The organism is Ensifer sp. WSM1721 (genome assembly GCF_000513895.2).
Lineage (GTDB): Bacteria > Pseudomonadota > Alphaproteobacteria > Rhizobiales > Rhizobiaceae > Sinorhizobium.
In genome coordinates this window covers 833,914-849,949 of the sequence record NZ_CP165783.1, presented here as the reverse complement: position 1 = coordinate 849,949, position 16,036 = coordinate 833,914, and the positions used below count along the sequence as shown (strand labels likewise).

Sequence of the window (16,036 nt, the reverse complement as noted above, 5' to 3'; positions counted from 1 at the left end):
CAATCCATCTTGGAGGATGCCCCATGCAGCCGGTTTTTTATCGCCTCGAATCTGCCTGGCAACCGGAGGGCGGCCCCAACGGATGCTTCACCTTCAGTCTCTTCAATCTTTCGGATCAGCCGCTCAGCGGCTTCCGTCTAGCCTACACGTCGCTCACCCGCGTGGTGGATCCAACCGCCTGCGATAACGCAACCTTCCTGCGCCGCAACGCCAATTTCCATGAGTTCGCGCCGCCTGAGGGGTTGGTTCTTGCGCCCGGGGAAAGCTGGACCTTCACCGTCAGCGGCCTCAACCGGCAGGCGAAACATTGCACCGACGGGGCGAAATCGGCCTATCTGACGCTTGCCGTTGGGCGGCACGTGCCGGTGGCCGTGTCCGACCTGCGTTTGGAAGGAGCTACGAGCGAGCCGCCGCCGGCGCGCTTGCCAGAGGGCCACGTTGGCCTGCCTTTCGCGCTGCAGCCCTGGCCGGCGAAGATCGATGCGGTGGCCGGAGAAGGACTTCCGGCCGTTCTCTTTCCGGCCGCGAACAGCAGCACAGAAGACATCAGGGCGATCTCCGATGTGCTGGCGCTTTTCCATAGGCTCTTCCCGGCCGGCCACGCTCCGTTCAGCCTTGCGCCGTCCGGGCAGGGCCAACCGATCGTCTTCGCGAAGAGGGGTGACCTTGGCGTCGAAGCCTACAGGCTTGCCTTCTCAGGTCGGGAAATCCGGCTCGAATACGGTGCAGCCGCCGGACGGCAATATGGTCTGACGACGCTCGCGCAGCTTATCGACGGCGCCCGCAATCATGCGACCAAATTCCGCTTTCCCGCCGCGGGCACGATTGTCGATCAACCCCGCTACGGCTGGCGCGGCTGCCATCTGGATGTCTCGCGGCAATTCTATCCGACGACCGACATCATGCGTCTCATCGACATTCTTGCCTGGTTCAAGCTCAATATTTTCCATTGGCATCTCACCGACGACGAGGCCTGGCGATTGGAGATCAAGGCCTACCCGACCTTGACGACGCTCGGCGTGCTGCGCGGTCCGGACGAGCCGATGCTGCCGCAACTCGGCAACGGCGCCGACCCGGTCGGCGGTTTCTACAGCCAGGAAGAGGTCAAGGCGATCGTCGCCCATGCGGCGGCGCTCCGCGTCGAAGTCGTTCCGGAGATCGACATTCCCGGTCACAGCACGGCCGCGCTCGTCGCGCTTCCCGACCTTGCCGACGGGCAGGAGGCGCCGGAGAGTTATCATTCGGTCCAGGGTTATCCCAACAACGCCCTCAACCCGGCCGTGCCGTTCACCTACGAATTCCTGGAAAAGGTCTTCGACGAGATGGTCGAGCTCTTCCCGAGTCAGTACATCCACGTCGGCGGCGACGAAGTGGCCGATGGTTCATGGATGGCGTCACCGCTTGCGCGCAAGCTGATGGAAGAGGAGGGGATTTCCGTCACCTTCGCGCTGCAGTCCTACTTCCTGAAGAAGGTGAAACAGATGCTGACGGCGCGCGGCCGCAAGCTCGTCGGCTGGAACGAGGTCGCGCACGGCGGCGGCGTCGGAACCGACGGCACGCTCTTAATGGCCTGGGAGAATCCCAAGGTCGGGATCGAGCTGGCGCGGGAAGGTTACGACGTCGTGATGACACCCGGCCAAGCCTATTATCTCGACATGGCCCAGGCGGAGGCTTGGCAGGAGCCCGGTGCGAGCTGGGCCGGCACGGCAACGCCGGCGCATACCTATGCTTACGAGGCACAAGGCGAGTTCCCGGAAGAGCTGAGGAGCCGCATGAAGGGCGTGCAGGCCTGCATCTGGTCGGAGCATTTCCTGTCGCGCGGCTACTTCAATCGCCTCGTATTTCCGCGCTTGCCGGCGATCGCGGAAGCCGCCTGGACGCCGAAGGAGCAGAAGGACTGGCTGCGCTTCGCCGCTATCGCGCCCTTGAGCCCTATGCTGTGAGCTGACCGGCCATGCGGATCGCCGTCGGTGGAATCCATACGGAATGCAGCACCTATTCGCCCGTTCTGATGACGGTCGAAGACTTCCGGGTGCTCAAGGGAGAGGACCTCCTGAGGGCGGAATATTTCGATTTCCTCGAGGCGGAAGGGATCGAGCATATTCCGCTCCTGCATGCGCGGGCCGTCCCCGGCGGTCCGGTCTCCCGTGCAGCCTACGATGTCTTCCGGGCGGAGTTCCTCGAACGGCTCGAAGCGGCATTGCCGCTCGACGGGCTCTATCTTGCGATGCACGGGGCGATCAAGGTCGACGGGATGGACGATGCGGAAGGCGACTGGATCTCCGCCGCTCGCGCCGTCGTCGGTCGTGATTGTCCGTTGGCGGTCAGCTACGACCTCCATGGCAATGTCAGCCAACGGATCATCGATCAGATCGATATCTTCGCCGCCTACCGAACTGCGCCGCATATCGACACGCGCGAAACCATGGTGCGGGCCTGGTCGAGGCTGATTGAGGCGTTGCGTCATGGCACGCGCCCCGGCATCGCCTGGGCACCCGTGCCGGTGCTCCTGCCTGGCGAACGTACCTCGACGGAAGACGAGCCGGCCGCAAGCCTTTATCGCGCCCTGCCGGAAATCGACAAACGGCCCGGCATTCTCGATGCCAATCTGATGGTGGGTTACGTCTGGGCCGATGAGCCGCGGGCGACGGCCTGCGCCGTGGTCACCGGCTCGGACAGAACGGCGGCCTCGAAAGCGGCGGAGGAAATCGCTGCAAGTTACTGGAATGAGCGGAAGAAATTTTCCTTCGGACCGGTCACCGGACCGCTCGAGGCAATGCTCGACATTGCTGAAGGCGCAACAACGAAGCCCGTCATTCTGGCCGACTCCGGCGACAATCCAACCGGCGGCGGTGTCGGCGACCGAGCCGATGTGTTGAATGCGCTTCTCAAGCGCGGTTGGCAGGATGCACTGATTGCCGGCATCGCCGATCGACCGGCCGTGGAGGTCTGCTTCGCCGCCGGCGAGGGCGAGACGCTGACGTTACGGATCGGCGGCAGTCTCGACCCGTCGAGTGCTCCCGCAGAGGTGACGGTGAAGGTCATGCGCGTTGATGATCCGGGATCTGCCGCTGAGCGTCAGGCGGTGATCGAGGCGGAAGGCATCGTGATCGTTCTGTCGGCGCGGCGCCGTCCCTATCACAATATCGAGGACTTCCGTCGACTCGGCCTCGATCCCGCGACCGTGCGTTTGCTAGTCGTCAAATCCGGCTATCTTTCGCCGGAACTCGCGCCGATCGCCAATCCCAACCTGATGGCGTTGACCGATGGCGTCGTCAATCAGGACATAGAATACCTCGCGAGCGAGCGCCGGCGGCGGCCGGTCTTTCCCTTCGATCGGGATTTCGATTTCGTGCCGAAGGCGCGTCTATCGGCGCGGTGGACGTAGGGTCACGGCGGAATCCCATTGGATTATGGCGGCCAGCGATTGGTCGTTTTAAACCCCTCTGCCCTGCCGGGCATCTCCCCCACAAGCGGGGAGATCGGCAAGACGCGAGCTGTGCGCTCGCGGGCACTTGCGGGCTACAGCGCCGTGCGTCTTTTGAGACGCACAAAGGACGCTGTAGCACTTTGAATTGCTGCATGTTTTGTCCTTAAATCGGGTACGATTTAAGGAAACATGCAGTAGGAAGGCGTGGATGCTGTGCAATCTGGAGCAGCCACCCACTCCATCAGTTCCCAAGAATCGCCGGCAGGCGCAGGCCCTGGTCCTTGGCGCAGTCGAGCGCAACATCGTAGCCCGCGTCGGCATGGCGCATGACGCCCGTCGCCGGATCGTTCCAGAGCACCCGTTCGATGCGCCGGGCTGCATCGCCGGTGCCGTCGCAGCAGATCACCATGCCGGAATGTTGCGAGAAGCCCATACCGACGCCGCCGCCGTGGTGCAGCGATACCCAGGTGGCGCCGGAGGCGGTGTTGAGCAGGGCGTTCAAGAGCGGCCAGTCGGAAACCGCGTCCGAGCCGTCCTTCATCGCTTCGGTCTCACGGTTCGGCGAAGCGACCGAGCCGGAGTCGAGATGGTCGCGGCCGATGACGATCGGTGCCTTGAGCTCGCCTGTGCGTACCATCTCGTTGAAGGCGAGGCCGAGGCGATGACGGTCGCCGAGGCCGACCCAGCAGATGCGTGCAGGCAAGCCCTGGAAGGCAATGCGCTCGCGCGCCATGTCGAGCCAATTGTGCAGGTGTTTGTTGTCGGGCAGCAGCTCCTTCACCTTCCGGTCCGTCTTGTAGATATCCTCCGGGTCGCCGGAAAGCGCCGCCCAGCGGAACGGTCCGATGCCTCTGCAGAAGAGCGGACGGATATAGGCGGGCACGAAGCCCGGGAAATCGAAGGCGCGCTCGAGGCCTTCATCCTTCGCCACCTGGCGGATGTTGTTGCCGTAGTCGAGCGTCGGGACGCCGGAATCCCAGAAGGCGAGCATCGCTTCGACATGGTCGCGCATCGAGGCGCGCGCGGCTTTCTCCACCGCCTTCGGGTCGCTCTCGCGCTTGGCCTTCCATTCGGCGATCGTCCAGCCCCTCGGCAGATAACCATTGATCGGATCATGCGCCGAGGTCTGGTCGGTGACGATATCGGGGCGGATACCGCGGCGGACCATCTCGGGCAGGACCTCCGAGGCATTGCCGAGGAGACCGACGGACTTGGCCTCGCCGACCTTGGTCCAGCGCTCGATCATCGCCATGGCTTCCTCGAGCGTTTCGGCCTTCTCGTCGAGATAACGGGTGCGCAGACGGAAATCGATCGAGTCGGGATTACACTCGACAGCGAGGCAGCAGGCGCCGGCCATGACGGCGGCGAGCGGTTGCGCTCCGCCCATGCCGCCGAGGCCGCCGGTGAGGATCCACTTGCCCTTCAGATCACCGCCATAGTGCCGGCGGCCGGCCTCGGCAAAGGTCTCGTAAGTGCCCTGGACGATGCCCTGAGTGCCGATATAGATCCAGGAGCCGGCGGTCATCTGGCCGTACATGGCGAGACCCTTCTTATCCAGCTCGTTGAAGTGATCCCAGGTCGCCCAGTGCGGTACGAGATTGGAATTGGCGATCAGCACGCGCGGCACATCCTTGTGGGTGCGGAAGACGCCGACGGGCTTGCCGGATTGGACGAGCAAGGTCTCGTCCTCGTTCAGATCCTTGAGCGTTGCGACGATGCGGTCGAAATCATCCCAGGTACGGGCGGCGCGGCCGATGCCGCCATAGACGACGAGTTCGTGCGGGTTCTCGGCGACATCCGGATCGAGATTGTTCATCAGCATCCGGAGCGGCGCTTCGGTCAGCCAGCTCCTGGCGCTGATCTCCGTTCCGCGCGGACTGCGCACCTCGCGAATATTGTGGCGCGGATTGTTCGTGTTCATGCCTCACTCCCTGTGCGTTGGAGGTCGAATGCTTTTGCTTTAATGGCTTCCAGGATGTTCCGGAGGTGACTTCGAAGCTTTTCGGCTTTCGCCGCGTCCAGGGCGAAGGGCGGTGCTTCCGCAGTCAAATGGGTCGATTGCGCCAGTTCCATCTGGATGGCGTGCACGCCCTGTTGCGGGCGGCCATAGTGGCGGGTCGTCCAGCCGCCCTTGAAGCGACCGTTGAGCACGTGGCTGTAACCATCTGCTTTTGCGGCGATTTCTACTGCCGACCTTTCGATCGTTTGCGCACAGGTTTTCCCCATATCCGTGCCGATGTTGAAGTCCGGCAGCTTGCCTTCGAAAAGGAAGGGGATGTGCGAGCGGATCGAGTGGCAATCATAGAGCACGGCGACGCCGTGGATCGCCTTGACGCGGGCGATCTCGGCGGCAAGGGCGGCATGATAGGGCGCATGAAAGGCGCGCAGGCGCTCTGCGATCTCGGCCTCCGTCGGGCCCTCGCCAGCCTTCCAGATCGGCACGCCATCGAAATCCGTTTCCGGAACGAGCCCCGTCGTGTTCTGGCCGGGATAGAGGCTGACGCCCTCCGGGTCGCGATTGGCGTCGATGACGTAGCGGTGGAATGTGGCGCGGACGGTGGTCGCGTCCGGCAGCAGACCTTCGTAGAGCTCGTGTATGTGCCAGTCCGTGTCGGCCAAGATGCGGCCATTGTCGTTCAGCCGCTCCCATATCGAGGAGGGTACGTGCGTGCCCGTATGCGGAAAACCGAGAATGACGGGCGAGGTGCCCTGCCGGACTTCATGGACCGCCATGTCAGCCCTCCAGCGTCGGGAGAATACCGTCGGAGACGGCGGCGGCGAGCCGGCCTGAAGCGACGAGTTCGCTTGCGGCCCGGAGGTCGTCCGCCATGTAGCGGTCTTCCTCGATCGTGGGCACGACGGCGCGCAGGGTGGCCGCCGCCTTCTGAAGTTCCGGGCTCGTCACAAGCGGTGCGCGAAATTCGATGCCCTGGACCGCTGCGAGCGCCTCGATGCCGACGATCGAGAACAGGTTGTCGGTCATCTGGAGAAGGCGGCGGGCGCCGTGGCAGGCCATCGAGACGTGGTCTTCCTGGTTGGCCGAGGTCGGGGTCGAGTCGACGGAAGCGGGGTGCGAGAGCTGCTTGTTTTCCGACATCAGCGCGGCCGAGGTGACTTCGGCGATCATAAGACCCGAATTGAGGCCGGGCTTCTTCGCAAGGAAGGCGGGCAGGCCGTAGCTCAAGGCCGGATCGACGAGGAGTGCAATCCGGCGCTGTGAGATGGAGCCGATCTCGCAGACCGCAAGCGCGATCTGGTCGGCGGCGAAGGCGACCGGCTCCGCGTGGAAATTGCCGCCGGAGACGACGGCATTGTCGGACAACACCAGCGGATTGTCAGTGACGGCGTTGGCTTCGATCGTGAGTGTGGCGGCGACTGAACGCAGGAGATCGAGGCAGGCGCCGTCGACCTGCGGCTGGCAACGGATGCAGTAGGGGTCCTGCACCCGTTCGTCCCCTTCTATATGGCTCTGGCGGATGACCGATCCGTCGAGCAGCCGGCGAAGCGCGGCGGCCGTGTCGATCTGCCCGCGATGACCGCGCAGGGTATGGATATCCGGATGAAACGGGGCGGAGGAGCCCATGGCCGCATCGGTCGAAAGCGCGCCGGTAATGAGCGCCGCCTGGGCTGCCCGATGCGCGCGGAAAAGCCCGGCAAGCGCGAGCGCCGTCGAGACCTGCGTGCCGTTGATCAGCGCCAAGCCCTCCTTGGCGGCGAGCGTCACCGGCGAAAGCCCCGCCGCTTTCAGAGCGGCCGCGCCTGCCATGCGTTGGCCGGAGAAGAAAGCTTCGCCATGCCCCATCATCACGGCGGCCAAGTGAGCGAGCGGTGCGAGGTCGCCGGAGGCACCGACCGAACCCTTTTCCGGGATTAGCGGAACGACGCCCTTTTCCATCATCGCCTCGAGGAGGCGGATGAGTTCGAGGCGCACGCCTGAGGCGCCGCGACCGAGCGAGATGAGCTTCAGCGCCATGATGAGCCGCACGATATTCTCCGGCAGCGGCTGACCGACGCCGCAGCAATGCGACAGGATCAGATTGCGCTGGAGGGTGGTCACGTCGGCGCTGTCGATCTTGATCGAGGCAAGTTTGCCGAAACCCGTATTGATGCCGTAGACGGGCGCATTGCCCGCGACGATCTCGGCAATCCGCTCCGCAGCCCTAGCGATGCCGGCGTCGAAGGCGCGGTCGAGGCGGGCGGGCTCGCCGGTCCAGTAGATCGTCTCAAGGTCCTTGAGCGGAACCGCACCAGGTTTCAGCACAATGGTCATACGGCAATCCTTTCACCCTTAAAAATCCGCTCATGCAGAGGATTGAAGCCGATGCGGTAGATCAATTCCGCCGGCGCATCGATGTTCCAGATCGCGAGATCCGCCGATTTCCCCGCCTCGAGCGTGCCGGTTTCATCGAGGATCCGGAGCGCGCGGGCCGCCTCGCGCGTCACGCCCGCGAGGCATTCCTGGACCGTCAGACGGAAAAGCGTCGCGGACATGTTCATGGTCATCAGCAGCGATGTCAGCGGCGAGGTGCCGGGATTGCAGTCCGTCGCAACGGCGATGCGCGTTCCGGCCGCGCGAAGAGTCTCGACCGGCGGCAACTGCTTTTCGCGAAGGGTGTAGAACGCGCCGGGCAGAAGGACGGCGACGGTGCCTGCCGTCGCCATCGCCGCAGCACCCTCGGCATCGAGATATTCGAGATGGTCCGCCGAAAGCGCACCATAGGAAGCGGCAAGCCTGGCGCCACCGAGATTGGAAAGCTGTTCGGCATGGAGCTTGACCGGCAGGCCGAGCGACTTGGCCCTATCGAAGACGAGTGCGATCTCGGCCGGTGAGAAGGCGATGTCTTCGCAGAAGCCGTCGACCACATCGACGAGTCCCTCGGCATGCGCCTTGGCGAGACCGGGCAGGACGACGTCCGCGATGTAGTCGCCATTTCGGCCCTTGTATTCCGGCGGCGTGGCATGGGCGGCGAGATAGCTGGTCAGGACACGCACGGGGCGCACGCGCTCCAATTGGCGCGCAGCGCGGAGCATCTTCAGCTCGGCCTCGATGTTGAGGCCATAACCCGATTTGATCTCGACCGTGGACACGCCCTCGGAGAGCAGCGCGTTGAGCCTGGGCAGTGCCGTCTCGACCAGCTCCTCGACCGACAAGGCATTGGTTGCCTTGACGGTGGAGACGATCCCGCCGCCGGCGCGGGCGATCTCCTCGTAAGTCGCGCCTTCGAGCCTGAGCTCGAATTCCCGGGCACGGTTGCCGCCGTGGACGATATGGGTGTGGCAATCGATCAGCGCCGGCGTGATCCAGCGGCCTTCGCAATCGACCACCTGGTCCGCCTCGGCAAAGCCCACAGGCAGTTCGCTCTCGGCTCCGGCATAAGCGATCCGGCCGCCGCGGACGCCGATGGCGGCTTTTTCGATGATGCCGAGCGGTCCGAGGTCTTCGCGAAGCGTCGCAAGGCGAGCATTGCGCCAGAGGCTCGTTCTGCCAGACGGTGTCTTTTCGTTTCGGTCCATGAGCTCCGCCCTTCTCCGCGGATAATGTATATACATAATGTTCACGGTGGCAAGTGGAAAAACTATGCCTCTGTGAGGTAACGCGGCGGGCGCTGCCGGCCAGAAGCGCAGCAAAAAAGCCCCGGACCGGAGTCCGGGGCTTTCGGGAGAACTTCCGTCCAATCGCAGCCGCTCGCCGATTTGTGCGGCGAGTATGAAAGTTCAAATCTATTCCGCCGCCACAGTGGCCAAGCGCCGACGATAGGAGCGCAGGCCTGCATAGAGCACAGCGAGAGACGCCACTGGAAACAGCGCCGCGATGAAGCCGAGGTCGGCTGCCGCCGCATTCTCCAGTACTCGTCCGCCGATTGCTGTGCCGGTGGCGATGCCGAGATAGATCGCCGAAGCGTTGAGCGACAGGGTCAGATGCGCGATCTCGGGCGCGAAGCCGACGATGCGGCTCGCCTGCGCCGGCGGGAAAGCCCAACCTATTATGCCCCATGGAACCATGATGCCGATCAGCAGCAAGCCGGCAAGGTCACGCGGGAGGAGGTACAGGCCAAAGCCGATCGTCAGCGATACCACGAGCGCCGACATCAGCGACAGCGCCACCATGCGCGTAGCGCCGATCCGGTCGGCCAAATAGCCGCTGGACAGATTGCCGATCACCGCGCCCACGCCAAAGGCGAGCAGCAGACCGGGCAGCGCCATTTGCGAAAGCCCGGCGCCATCGATCGCCAGCGGCGCGAGATAGGAGATTATGACGAAGGCGCCAGTGAGATAGAGAAATGTCACCATCAGCGACGAGGCCACGCCCGGACGGCCGATGGCGCCGAAGCGCTCGGAAAGTGTCAGCTTCGTTCCGCTCAGACCCTGCGGCAGACGCAGCCAGAGCACGGCGGCGCAGGTGACTCCGAGCAGAGCCACCGCCGCGAACGTGCCGCGCCAACCCCAGAGAGCGGCGATCAGCGCTCCGAGAGGTGCGCCCAGCGCCACGGCGAATGTGGTGCCGCCCACCACAATCGAGATCGCCAGCGCACGGTGCTCCGACCCGGCCAGCGAAACCGCTGTCGCTTGCGCAGTGGCAGCAAACAATCCGCTCGCCATCCCCATCACGATCTGGGCAGCCATCAGCGTAATGAAGGACACGCTCGTCGCCGCTATGCAGTTGCCGACCACGAAGGCCAGCATCGCAGCGACAAGCACCCGACGCCTGTCCGCCGCGCCAGCCAATGCCGAAAGCAGCGGTGCGCCGATGGCGTAAGAAAGCGAGAACACAGTGATCAGGTGCCCCGCTTGCGGAATGGTCGTATGCGCGTCCGCCGCGATCGACGGCAGAAGGCTCGAAAAGACAAAGCCGACCGTGCTCATGGTGAAGGAGCCGACGGCGAGCCAAATAAGGCGCTTGTCCATGGGGAGGCCCTTTGTTCAAAAGATATTGAACTATTGAACTTGATGGCTCGTCATGTCAATATGCCGAGGCAGCAATCTTTGAACCCATGACCCTACCGCATCCCGCCACCGACCAGATCACCCTGTCCAATGTTCTCGCCGCCCTCGGAGATCCGACGCGGCTGGCGATCGTGGGCTATCTTGCCCGCCGCGAGGGGCGGCCGACGATGTGCCTGAAGTTTACGGATTTCGGTTCCAAGACCAATATCAGCTATCACTTGGCCAAGCTGCGCGAGGCGGGCATCACGCGCACCGAGGTCTCCGGCACCAGCCGGCTGATTACGCTGCGGCGCGACGACCTCGACACCCGCTTTCCCGGCCTCCTCGATTCCATCATCGCTTCGGCGGCGGACCTGCCCATGGTGAAGAAGATCGAGGAAGCGGCGGAGGAGGCGTCGGTACAAGGGGAGCCGCAATAGCTCGTTTCGAGCGTTCGCTCTTCCTTCACTCGGTCTCCTGTCGCGACGATGCCGTGACGCGGATCCATGCGAGCAGCTTACGAGCGGTTCCTTCGGCCAGCAAACGGAACGAGAGCCCGCATTGTTCGGTCCCGGCTTGCCGGGAGAAGTGCCGCTCCGCCCGTCAGGCGGGGTGGTGGCTCTTCACGGAGTGCTGCTCGACAAGGGTGACGAAGCGCCGACCGGCAATGTCGAGCCGGCCGCTATTGTCGATCACCGTCACGTCGGGGCCTGCAACAATGTCCGGCGCCTGCCGCGTCAGGCGTCGGAGCACGTCCTCCTCGTTCTCGCGCCCCCGTTCGGCGAGGCGCTTCGCCAGCACTGGCGGGTCGGCGGTGATGACGGCGACGGCGATCGTGCCGAAGGCCGCGCGGATGGCGGGGAGGGCGGCGCGGCTGCCGTTGACAATCGCTGTCATGCCGCTTGCGACCTTCTCGGCGATCTCCACCGGAATGCCGTAGCTCAAGCCATGGGCCTGCCACGAAACGGCAAAGGCGCCGTTTTGGCGCATTTCCTCGAACTCCGCGGCCGACACGCTCTCATGCACCTCGCCGCCTGCGTCCGACGGACGCGTGATCACTCGCCGGACAAGGAGGATATCTGGCCGGTGGGCGAAATGGCGGGCGGCAAAGCCCATGACGCTGTCCTTGCCGGCGCCGCTCGGCCCGACAACGACGATGAGCGTTCCGCGTTCCTGTTCGGCCGCCGTCATGCGACACGCCTGCCTTCGCGCCAGACCGAGCGGACGACCGGAATGCCCTCGAGTCGATGGACGCGTGCGATATCGGCACGAAGGCCGGCGGCGATCCGGCCGCGATCGTCGAGCCCGACGGTGCGCGCCGGCGTTGCCGTGACCATGGCGATCGCCTTGGGAAGATCGATCGCCTCGACCTCGTCGGCGAGCACGAAGGGCGCGTGGATAAGGCTGAAGGGGACATAATCCGAAGAAAGCACATCGAGCACGCCACGCTCGGCGAGATCCCGCGCGGCGATGTTGCCGGAGTGCGACTTGCCGCGTACGACGTTCGGCGCGCCCATCAGCACGCTCAAGCCGGCGCGATGCGAGGCTTCCGCCGCCTCGAAGCTCGTCGGGAATTCCGCAAGGCGGATGCCGTAGCCGATCGATTCCTCCACGTGTTCGATTGTCGCGTCATCGTGGCTGGCGATGGTGATGCCGCGCTCGGCGCAGGCCTCAGCAAGGGCCGTGCGATGCGGCGTCGCATAGCGCGCCGACAGCGCCTGCTGGCGCTCGATGAAAGCGGCGAAGGCTTCGTCCGACAGGCCGCGCTTCGTCTTGTAGTAGAGCGTGTACTGATCCATCGTCTGGAACTGCCGCTGGCCGGGGGCATGATCCATCAGCGAGACGAGACGAACCTGCGGGTCGTCACGAAAATCTTCATAGTGTTCCAGCACATCGGCGGTCGATACCTCGCAACGCAGATGGATGAGGTGATCGGCGCGCAGGCGTCCTTCTTCCTTGGCCCGGGCGAGGGCGTCGGCCATGCTGCGCATTTCGCCCTTCTGGAAGCCGCCATCCTCGTCCGAGCCCAGACGCAGACAGTCGAAGACGGTGGTGATGCCGGAGGTGACGACCTGGGCGTCATGGGCCTGGATGGCGGCGATCTTCAGCCAGCGAACGCCGGGCCGCGGCGAGTAGTGTGCTTCGAGGTGGTCTGTGTGCAGCTCGACCAGGCCGGGCAGCAGGTAGTCGCCTTCGAAATCCTCGCCGCCGCGGCTGATACCTTCCGAAATGTCGGCGATCCTGCCGTCGCGGATCAGCACCGAACCGTCGACGATACCGTCTTCGAGAACGATACGGGCGTTGGTCAAAACCTTTTCGCTGCTCATATTCATGCAATCTTTCGCGTGGTTGCGCCGCCGATCGGCAGCAGGGAATGAACGGTGAAGGGCGCGACACGATGCGGTTCGACGAAAAGCGCGAGCGTCGAGATGGCGAGCGGCTTGCCGATGAATTCGTCAAAAGCGGCTTCGAGCGTCTCCTGCATGACGGCGCGCATGTCATCCGGCACGGGTCCGGTAAGGGTCAGATGGAACTGGAACTCTTCGAACACATAAGGGTAGCCCCATGCCGTAAGGTATTCCTGCTGACGCTGGGTGAGCTTTTCGGGGTTGCGGCGCGCGATATCGGCCTCCGAGAGTGGCGCCCGAAAGGGCTCGAAGCGGCGAACCGCTTGCTCCGCCAGGTTCTGCAAGGGCGCATAATGCCGGGTCGGCACGAGCGCGAAGAAGGGCCCGATCTCCGTCAGCGTGATCTCCGGCACTTCGAAAGGCTCGATCTCCGCCGCGAATTCGTCGAAAGCTGCGATCAGCTCGGCCTCGCTTCGCCCGGCCGCAAGCTCGAACGGCGCCTTCAACGTTCCGTGGAAGCCGTAGCGGCGCGGCTCGGCTGTCAGCGCCATCTGCTGCTCGCCGTCGAGCGCAGGGCTTTCCGTCCATGCCAGGGCGCCGCTATTGAAGGCGTCCCGCCCGAGCCAACGGGCCGCGGTCTGCGACAGCCGGTCATCGGCCGGCGGCGCGAAATAGATTGCGTAGCGCACGGGGTCGTTCACTTTCTTCATCGGCAGGCCCCGTTTTGGGGCCGCCATTCGCGGGTGAGATGCGCAGCTATCCGATTCACGTGACAACATCATGATGGCGGCCGCGCAAATCGGATCAATGCGCCTTTCGCCCCATCAGGCGCGAACGGCACATATTCGAGATGCTGTCGAAAACGAAGACAACCATCAAGATCAAAAGCACCATATAGGCGACGTTTTCCCAATCCGAGTTCGTGCGCATCGCTTCCCAGAGCTTGAGTCCGATGCCGCCGGCACCGACGGCGCCGATGATCGTTGCCGAGCGCGTATTCGATTCCCAGAAATAAAGCGCCTGGCTGGCAAAGACGGGCAGAACCTGCGGCAGGACGCCGAAGCGCTGCACGGCGATCGGCGCGGCGCCGACGGATTTCACGCCTTCGCGCTGCTTGTCATCGATGTTCTCCAGCGCTTCGGAGTAGAGCTTGCCTAGCGTGCCCGTGTCGGTGAAGAAAATCGCGGAGATGCCGGCGAGCGGCCCGGGCCCGAAGGCGCGGGTGAAGAAGAGCGCCCAGATGAACATGTCCACCGACCGCTGGAAGTCGAAGAAGCGCTTGACGATCTGATTGGTGATGCGGTTCGGCGTGATGTTGCGCGCCGCCAGGAAGCAGAGCGGAAAGGCGACGAAGGACGCAAAGAGCGTACCGACGAAGGCCATGACGACCGTCTGCAGGAGCTTCGTCCAGACGTCGAGATGCTGCCACTCCGCATTGTAGAGGATGTTGTCCCAGGCGAGCGACAGGTTCGAGCGCGTCGGATCGAGGCGGTCTCCCCAGAGCGTCAACGACGCCACGTCGGCGTAGGACTTGCCGAAAAACGGCGAGTTGGTGTCGAAGAGGAAGTTCGCCCAGCCGAAGAAGCGGTTGCGGATCGAAACGCCGTCGCCTTCGACTTCGGCCCAACCGGTCGCGCCGAAGGAGAGCGTGATCTTCTCGCCAGGCCGCTTCTGCGTCGCCCAGCGGGGCAGGGGACCCTCGGGCGTCACCGTCTTGGTGCCGTCGACCTTCATCGTCAGCGCCTCGCCCGCATGGGTAACCTTCACTAGCCTGTCGGCAACTTCGATCCGCGTCGAGCGGTTGTAGGTCACGACTGCGCGCGTTACGACCTCCTCCGTGCGAGTAGCCGCCGTCTTCTGCTCAGTCGCGGTCCCCTGGGCTCCGCCGAGCGCCGCGTTTGGCGCCATGAAGTTGAAGGAGGAACTCGCCTTCGGCTTGGGCGCCGGCGCCGCGGCTGCCGGCGTCTCGACAGTACGCGTCACCGTCTGCTTTTCCAGGGCCACCCATTCCGGATTCGGGCTCTTTCCGAGGGGCGAATTGCGTTGGTAGGAGATGCTCATTGCCCCGTCGGGCGCAATCTCGATCTCCGGGCGGACCTCGTAGGACACCCAGTCGGCGAGATAGGTGCCGGCTATGCCCCAATTGGCATTGGCAAGCACGTTGCCGATCGAGAAGAACCACCAGCAGAAGACCATGTAGACGGCGATGCCGAGGCCCACCTGGAAAATCCTGCGCCGTGTCTTGGTGGACGACTGCAGGAGATGGGGGTGGCGCGCCGCGATGGCTTCCATTTCGAGCGCGCTGAGCTTGGTCGAGGCAATCATGACGTGTCCTACTGGGCGAGCTGGAAAGCCTGATCGCCGACGAGGCGGCGACGAAGCCAGGCGGAAAATTGATCCACGGCGCAGATCGTCGCAAAGAGCAAGACGACGATCGCCAGCGTCTTCGCTTGATGGTTCTGTCCGATCGACAGCCGCAGGAGTTCGCCGATGCCGCCGCCGCCGACGGCGCCGATGATCGTCGAGGCGCGCACGTTGATTTCGAGCCGCAGCAGGAAATAGCTCGTGAAATTCGGCAGTACCTGCGGAACGATGCCGAACCAGACGCGCTCGATCCAGTTCGCACCGACGGCCCGCAAACCCTCTTCCGGCTTCATATCGGCGTTTTCGACCACCTCGAAGAAAAGTTTGCCGAGCGCGCCGATCGTGTGGATCGAAACAGCAGCGATCGCGGGAATGGGCCCAAGCGAAAGGATCGCCAGGAAGAAACCGGCGATGACGACTTCCGGAAAGGCGCGCAGGATTTCCATCAGCCGGCGCACGGCCCCCCTGATCCAGGGATTAGGCATGAGATTGCGCGCCGCAAGGAAACACAAAATGAAGCCGAAGAAGGCGCCGATCACGGTTGAGAAGATCGCGATATTCACCGTTTCCAGAATCTTGTGCACATATTCCGGGACGTAGAGGCTGTCGGTAAGGTAGAGCCGTCCGTCCGGGTAATTGTATTTGAAACTGCCGTCGTCATAGGGCGATGGCAGATCGAACATTGCGCGGATCACTTCCATCGCATCGCGCGGCATCAGATCTCCGGCGAAATCGAAGAGATGCGGCAGACGATCGATAAATTTGCCGGCATTCGTGTCGTTGGCAAAGCGGAGCGAGGCGAAGAGCGCCAATGCCAAAAGGGCAAGCCCAAGCCAGGTGTAAAAACGCCGGCGACTATTGAGCTCGCGCCAATGACTCTCGATGAGAGCGCCGCTCTCGCTTAGGTGCCGCGACAGCACGGAAGTGGCCATGGGGTTCCCGGCGGAAGCCGGCCTCTGGAGATGGACGC

Annotated in this window: 13 protein-coding genes; 3 read left to right on the top strand and 10 right to left on the bottom strand. The window is 63.8% G+C overall.

Annotation, left to right across the window (positions count from 1 at the left end):
• Positions 1-23 precede the first annotated feature (23 nt).
• Both M728_RS21490 and M728_RS21485 read left to right on the top strand, forming a co-directional pair.
• A complete protein-coding gene (locus M728_RS21490) occupies positions 24-1,943 on the top strand; it encodes a beta-N-acetylhexosaminidase (RefSeq protein ID WP_026619723.1) in 1,920 nt (639 codons plus the stop codon).
• 11 nt (positions 1,944-1,954) lie between these two features.
• Positions 1,955-3,388, top strand: coding sequence for a M81 family metallopeptidase (locus M728_RS21485; protein WP_026619724.1), 1,434 nt, complete (start codon positions 1,955-1,957; stop codon positions 3,386-3,388).
• Positions 3,389-3,671: 283 nt separating this feature from the next.
• Here M728_RS21485 and hutU read toward each other — a convergent pair whose 3' ends face one another.
• The 5 genes from hutU to M728_RS21460 all read right to left on the bottom strand — a co-directional run bounded on the left by hutU (position 3,672) and on the right by M728_RS21460 (position 10,336).
• The gene (gene hutU / locus M728_RS21480) at positions 3,672-5,351 is read right to left on the bottom strand and encodes a urocanate hydratase (RefSeq protein WP_026619725.1); all 1,680 of its coding nucleotides are present in this window, start codon (positions 5,349-5,351) and stop codon (positions 3,672-3,674) included.
• A complete protein-coding gene (gene hutG / locus M728_RS21475) occupies positions 5,348-6,163 on the bottom strand; it encodes an N-formylglutamate deformylase (RefSeq protein ID WP_026619726.1) in 816 nt (271 codons plus the stop codon). The genes hutU and hutG overlap by 4 nt, the downstream gene beginning before the upstream one ends.
• 1 nt (position 6,164) lies before the next feature.
• Entirely contained in the window at positions 6,165-7,700 is a 1,536-nt protein-coding gene (gene hutH, locus M728_RS21470) for a histidine ammonia-lyase (RefSeq protein WP_026619727.1), read from the bottom strand.
• On the bottom strand, positions 7,697-8,944 hold the full coding sequence (gene hutI, locus M728_RS21465; RefSeq protein WP_026619728.1) for an imidazolonepropionase: 1,248 nt from the start codon (positions 8,942-8,944) through the stop codon (positions 7,697-7,699). Before hutI ends, hutH begins: the two co-directional genes overlap by 4 nt.
• Before the next feature lie 207 nt (positions 8,945-9,151).
• Complete coding sequence (locus M728_RS21460) at positions 9,152-10,336, bottom strand: MFS transporter (RefSeq protein ID WP_026619729.1); 1,185 nt, start codon at positions 10,334-10,336, stop codon at positions 9,152-9,154.
• Positions 10,337-10,422: 86 nt separating this feature from the next.
• On the opposite strand from M728_RS21460, the gene M728_RS21455 reads away from it, so the two are divergent.
• Positions 10,423-10,794 (top strand): helix-turn-helix transcriptional regulator, encoded by a 372-nt coding sequence (locus M728_RS21455; protein ID WP_026619730.1) that lies wholly within the window; start codon positions 10,423-10,425, stop codon positions 10,792-10,794.
• Between the two features lie 163 nt (positions 10,795-10,957).
• On the opposite strand, the gene phnN is transcribed toward M728_RS21455, so the two are convergent.
• The 5 genes from phnN to phnE (M728_RS21430) form a co-directional block, all read right to left on the bottom strand.
• Entirely contained in the window at positions 10,958-11,545 is a 588-nt protein-coding gene (gene phnN, locus M728_RS21450; protein WP_026619731.1) for a phosphonate metabolism protein/1,5-bisphosphokinase (PRPP-forming) PhnN, read from the bottom strand.
• Complete coding sequence (locus M728_RS21445; protein ID WP_026619732.1) at positions 11,542-12,681, bottom strand: alpha-D-ribose 1-methylphosphonate 5-triphosphate diphosphatase; 1,140 nt, start codon at positions 12,679-12,681, stop codon at positions 11,542-11,544. Before M728_RS21445 ends, phnN begins: the two co-directional genes overlap by 4 nt.
• Positions 12,682-12,683: 2 nt before the next feature.
• Positions 12,684-13,391: a DUF1045 domain-containing protein gene (locus M728_RS21440; protein WP_026619733.1), complete on the bottom strand. Its 708-nt coding sequence runs from the start codon at positions 13,389-13,391 to the stop codon at positions 12,684-12,686.
• A gap of 115 nt (positions 13,392-13,506) precedes the next feature.
• On the bottom strand, positions 13,507-15,027 hold the full coding sequence (gene phnE / locus M728_RS21435) for a phosphonate ABC transporter, permease protein PhnE (RefSeq protein WP_026619734.1): 1,521 nt from the start codon (positions 15,025-15,027) through the stop codon (positions 13,507-13,509).
• 8 nt (positions 15,028-15,035) lie between these two features.
• A complete protein-coding gene (gene phnE, locus M728_RS21430; RefSeq protein ID WP_026619735.1) occupies positions 15,036-15,998 on the bottom strand; it encodes a phosphonate ABC transporter, permease protein PhnE in 963 nt (320 codons plus the stop codon).
• Between the last annotated feature and the right edge of the window lie 38 nt (positions 15,999-16,036).

Excerpts from the sequence above, each read along its gene's own strand:
- M728_RS21455 (WP_026619730.1), top strand. The coding sequence starts at position 10,423 with ATGACCCTACCGCATCCCGCCACCGACCAGATCACCCTGTCCAATGTT.
- phnE (WP_026619735.1), bottom strand. The coding sequence starts at position 15,998 with ATGGCCACTTCCGTGCTGTCGCGGCACCTAAGCGAGAGCGGCGCTCTC.
- hutU (WP_026619725.1), bottom strand. The coding sequence starts at position 5,351 with ATGAACACGAACAATCCGCGCCACAATATTCGCGAGGTGCGCAGTCCG.
- M728_RS21485 (WP_026619724.1), top strand. The coding sequence starts at position 1,955 with ATGCGGATCGCCGTCGGTGGAATCCATACGGAATGCAGCACCTATTCG.
- M728_RS21490 (WP_026619723.1), top strand. The coding sequence starts at position 24 with ATGCAGCCGGTTTTTTATCGCCTCGAATCTGCCTGGCAACCGGAGGGC.
- hutH (WP_026619727.1), bottom strand. The coding sequence starts at position 7,700 with ATGACCATTGTGCTGAAACCTGGTGCGGTTCCGCTCAAGGACCTTGAG.
- M728_RS21460 (WP_026619729.1), bottom strand. The coding sequence starts at position 10,336 with ATGGACAAGCGCCTTATTTGGCTCGCCGTCGGCTCCTTCACCATGAGC.
- phnE (WP_026619734.1), bottom strand. The coding sequence starts at position 15,027 with ATGATTGCCTCGACCAAGCTCAGCGCGCTCGAAATGGAAGCCATCGCG.
- hutI (WP_026619728.1), bottom strand. The coding sequence starts at position 8,944 with ATGGACCGAAACGAAAAGACACCGTCTGGCAGAACGAGCCTCTGGCGC.
- hutG (WP_026619726.1), bottom strand. The coding sequence starts at position 6,163 with ATGGCGGTCCATGAAGTCCGGCAGGGCACCTCGCCCGTCATTCTCGGT.
- M728_RS21445 (WP_026619732.1), bottom strand. The coding sequence starts at position 12,681 with ATGAGCAGCGAAAAGGTTTTGACCAACGCCCGTATCGTTCTCGAAGAC.
- phnN (WP_026619731.1), bottom strand. The coding sequence starts at position 11,545 with ATGACGGCGGCCGAACAGGAACGCGGAACGCTCATCGTCGTTGTCGGG.